The 1,661-nt window shown below is 68.1% G+C and carries 2 protein-coding genes; both read left to right on the top strand.

Features of this window, described 5'->3' with window-relative positions; genetic code table 11:
* Positions 1-74 precede the first annotated feature (74 nt).
* On the top strand, positions 75-1,202 hold the full coding sequence (locus tag ACFWF3_RS35115) for a polyprenyl synthetase family protein (RefSeq protein ID WP_379318418.1): 1,128 nt from the start codon (positions 75-77) through the stop codon (positions 1,200-1,202).
* A 34-nt stretch (positions 1,203-1,236) separates the two neighbouring features.
* A partial coding sequence (locus ACFWF3_RS35110) for an FAD-dependent oxidoreductase (RefSeq protein ID WP_379318416.1) occupies positions 1,237-1,661 on the top strand: 425 nt, incomplete at its 3' end.

Below are 1,661 nucleotides of genomic sequence, written 5' to 3'. Positions count from 1 at the left end.
GTTGCAGCGCTGCCGGAAAGATCAAACGATGCGCAAACGATGCATTTTTGCTCGATCGGTGTCACAATCGATGGGTGGATGCCGAACGAGTAGCAATCGCGCTTCGACCTTGTGAACCCGCAACCGGTGATGACGGATCCGCGCGGTTCGCCGACTGGCTCGCGCGCACACAGATCTCGGTCCGCGGTCATGTCGACGAGTTCGTCCGCGCGCGTTGCCGGGCAGAACTCGACCCGGCGGGATTCTCGTTCCCAGGCCGGTTGATGATCGATTTCGCGTCGGGCGGCAAGTGCGTACGGTCGGTGTTCGTCTATCTCGGCTGGTTGTGCGGCGGCGCAGGGGAATCCGAAGCCGCCCTGCGTGCGGCCGCCGGCGCGGAGCTCCTGCACGCGTTCGCGCTGGTGCAAGACGACGTGATGGACGAGTCGACGGTCCGGCGCGGACAGCGGTCCGCTCACCTCCGGCTCGCCGCATGGCACTGCGATCAGGGATTGTCGGGCTCGCCGGCCCGATTCGGCGAGTCCGCGGCGATCCTCATGGCCGACCTGTTCCTGGTGTGGGCTGAGCGCATGGTGCGCGAGAGCGGCTTGCCTGCCGCCGCGCTGGATCGGGCATGGCCGCGCTACGACGCGATGCGCAGCGAGCTGGCGGTAGGTCAGCTCGCGGATCTGACCAACGACGCGAACCGGCTCCCGAGCGTGGGCGAGGTGATGGATATCGCGCGGCGCAAGTCCGGCAACTACACAGTGCGGCGCCCACTCGAATTGGGTGCGGCGATGGCCGGCTGCGACGAGACGGTGATGCGCGTTCTCGGCGAATACGGCGACGTGATCGGGGAAGCGTTCCAGCTCCGTGACGACCTTCTCGGCATCTTCGGCGACCCGTCGACTACCGGAAAACCCACCGGAGACGATGTCCGGGAACGCAAGGCGACCACCGTGATCGCGCTGGCCGATCAGCTCGCCGAGCCGTCGGATCGCGCCCGGCTACGAGATCTGTGGCGGGCCGAGTTCATCGACGAGCAGGCCGTAGCGCTCGCCCAGACCGTGATCATCGACAGCGGCGCACGCCGGCGTGCCGAGCAGATGATCGGCGAGCGCGTCGAGCACGCACGCCGGCTCCTCCAGAGCGCCGACCTCGAACCATCGGTGGCCGACGCGCTGCAGCGAATGGCGCTGTTGTGCACGAACCGCTCGCACTGACCGGCGAACCCGCCGCCCCCACCGGAAGGAAGCAATGCGCACGATATCGGGAACAACCGATGAGGTGGTCGTCGTCGGGGCCGGTCTGGCCGGACTGGCCGCCGCGTTGCACCTGGCAGGACGCGGACGCAGCGTCACGGTGGTGGAGCGCGATACGGTCCCCGGTGGCCGGGCCGGACGGCGCGACGTCGACGGCTATCTGCTCGACACCGGACCGTCGGTGCTCACCATGCCCGACATCGTCGCCGACACCCTCGCCGCGGTCGGTGACAGTCTCGAGTCCCGGTTGGAGCTGTTGCCCGTCGCCCCGGCCTATCGCGCGCACTTCGCCGACGGCACCGCGCTGGATGTCCACAGCGACGCCTCGGCCATGGAGGAATCGGTCCTGGCGTTCGCCGGACCGACAGAGGTCGAGGGATATCGCCGGCTGCGTTCGTGGTTGAGCGAGCTGTACCAGGT

This window comes from Nocardia sp. NPDC060220 (genome assembly GCF_042727815.1).
GTDB lineage: Bacteria > Actinomycetota > Actinomycetes > Mycobacteriales > Mycobacteriaceae > Nocardia.
The sequence above is the reverse complement of the archived record's forward strand: the minus strand, read 5'-3'. Positions and strand labels throughout refer to the sequence as shown.